Genomic DNA, 2,500 nt, shown 5'->3' with positions numbered 1-2,500 from the left:
CGTACCTCTTGTATAATGGGTCATCGACTTAGTCTGTCTAGCAAGCTTAAGCCGTTAGGTGTAGGCGCAGCGAAAGCGAGTCTGAATAGGGCGTTAAGTTAGACGGATTAGACCCGAAACCGAGTGATCTAGGTATGAGCAGGCTGAAGGTAAGGTAACACTTACTGGAGGGCCGAACCCACGTCTGTTGAAAAAGACGGGGATGACTTGTTCCTAGGGGTGAAAGGCCAATCAAACTCGGAAATAGCTGGTTCTCCGCGAAAGATATTTAGGTATCGCCTCAGACGAATACCTCGGGGGGTAGAGCACTGGATGGGCTAGGGGGTCTCACCGACTTACCAAACCTAACCAAACTCCGAATACCCGAGAGTACTATCTGGGAGACAGACGGTGGGTGCTAACGTCCATCGTCAAAAGGGAAACAACCCTAACCTACAGCTAAGGTCCCCAAGTCATAGTTAAGTGGGAAAGCATGTGGGACTACTCAGACAACCAGGAGGTTGGCTTAGAAGCAGCCATCCTTTAAAGATAGCGTAACAGCTCACTGGTCAAGTGGTCCTGCGGCGAAGATGTACCGGGTCTAAAACTATGCACCGAAGCTTAGGGTTTGCAACTTGTTGCAAGCGGTAGCGGAGCGTTCCGTAAGCCTGTGAAGCGGTACCTGTGAGGGGCCGTGGAGGTATCGGAAGTGCGAATGATGACATGAGTAGCGACAAAAAGTGTGAGAGACACTTTCGCCGAAAGTCCAAGGGTTCCTGCGCAATGCTAATCAGCGCAGGGTTAGCCGGCCCCTAAGTCGAGGCAGAAATGCGTAGACGATGGGAACCACGTTAATATTCGTGGGCCTGGTGGTAGTGACGGATCGCGCAGAGCTGTATTCCCTTATCGGATTGGGAGTGCAGTGAGCCGGTTCCAGGAAATAGCTCCACCAACATAGACCGTACCCTAAACCGACACAGGTGGACTGGTAGAGTATACCAAGGCGCTTGAGAGAACTATACTGAAGGAACTCGGCAAATTGCACGCGTAACTTCGGGATAAGCGTGACCTCACATCGGGCAACCGGTGTCGGGGTGTCACAAAAGAGGGGGTGGCGACTGTTTATCAAAAACACAGGGCTCTGCGAAGTTGCAAAACGACGTATAGGGTCTGACGCCTGCCCGGTGCCGGAAGGTTAAAAGGAGGGGTTAACGCCCTGAATTGAAGCCCCGGTAAACGGCGGCCGTAACTATAACGGTCCTAAGGTAGCGAAATTCCTTGTCGGGTAAGTTCCGACCTGCACGAATGGCGTAACGACTTCCCCACTGTCTCCAGTATAGACTCAGCGAAATTGAATTCCCCGTGAAGATGCGGGGTTCCTGCGGTCAGACGGAAAGACCCCATGAACCTTTACTATAGCTTTGCGCTGGCATTTGTGTCGGCATGTGCAGGATAGGTGGTAGGCTTTGAAGCCAGGGCGCTAGCCTTGGTGGAGCCGCAAGATGAGATACCACCCTTATCGTCATAGATGTCTAACCGCGGCATAACAGTGTCCGGGACAGCGCATGGTGGGTAGTTTGACTGGGGCGGTCGCCTCCCAAAGAGTAACGGAGGCGCGCGATGGTGGGCTCAGGACGGTCGGAAATCGTCCGCTGAGTGCAATGGCATAAGCCTGCCTGACTGCGAGACTGACAAGTCGAGCAGAGACGAAAGTCGGTCATAGTGATCCGGTGGTCCCGTGTGGAAGGGCCATCGCTCAACGAATAAAAGGTACTCTGGGGATAACAGGCTGATAATGCCCAAGCGTCCATAGCGACGGCATTGTTTGGCACCTCGATGTCGGCTCATCACATCCTGGGGCTGGAGCAGGTCCCAAGGGTATGGCTGTTCGCCATTTAAAGTGGTACGTGAGCTGGGTTCAGAACGTCGTGAGACAGTTCGGTCCCTATCTGCCGTGGGTGTTGGAATATTGAGAGGAGCTGTCCCTAGTACGAGAGGACCGGGATGGACGAACCTCTGGTGGACCTGTTGTGGCGCCAGCCGCATTGCAGGGTAGCTAAGTTCGGACGGGATAACTGCTGAAAGCATCTAAGCAGGAAGCCCCCCTCAAAACGAGTATTCCCTATCAGAGCCGTGGAAGACCACCACGTTGATAGGACAGGTGTGGAAGAGCAGCAATGCTTGAAGCTTACTGTTACTAATAGCTCGATCGGCTTGATCGTTCTCATTAATCTATATCCGTACAAAACGTACGGTTCCTCGCCGAACCTAAGGGTTCAGCAGATCAGAAGTTACAAAAGACCAATTATCACGAAATGTGTTTTTCGCTGACCTTGTGGTTCTTGCGAGGGGCCCAAGACCCGATCCCATCCCGAACTCGACCGTCAAATCCCTCCGCGCCAATGGTACTAAGTCTCAAGACTTGGGAGAGTAGGTCACTGCAAGGTCTGCTAAAAACACATCCTCTCTACGATACAAAACAGCAAAGCCCCGGTTCGAAAGAACCGGGGCTTTGCTGTTT

General features: G+C 52.7%; 2 rRNA genes (1 of these 2 cut by a window edge). Both read left to right on the top strand.

The window, feature by feature from the left end:
• A 23S ribosomal RNA gene (locus ASG47_RS07400) occupies positions 1 to 2,201 on the top strand; it begins 522 nt to the left of the window's first position.
• A gap of 109 nt (positions 2,202 to 2,310) precedes the next feature.
• A 5S ribosomal RNA gene (gene rrf, locus ASG47_RS07395) occupies positions 2,311 to 2,426 on the top strand.
• Positions 2,427 to 2,500 lie beyond the last annotated feature (74 nt).

This window comes from Devosia sp. Leaf420, assembly GCF_001425445.1.
Taxonomy (GTDB): Bacteria; Pseudomonadota; Alphaproteobacteria; order Rhizobiales; family Devosiaceae; genus Devosia.
The sequence above is the reverse complement of the archived record's forward strand: the minus strand, read 5'-3'. Positions and strand labels throughout refer to the sequence as shown.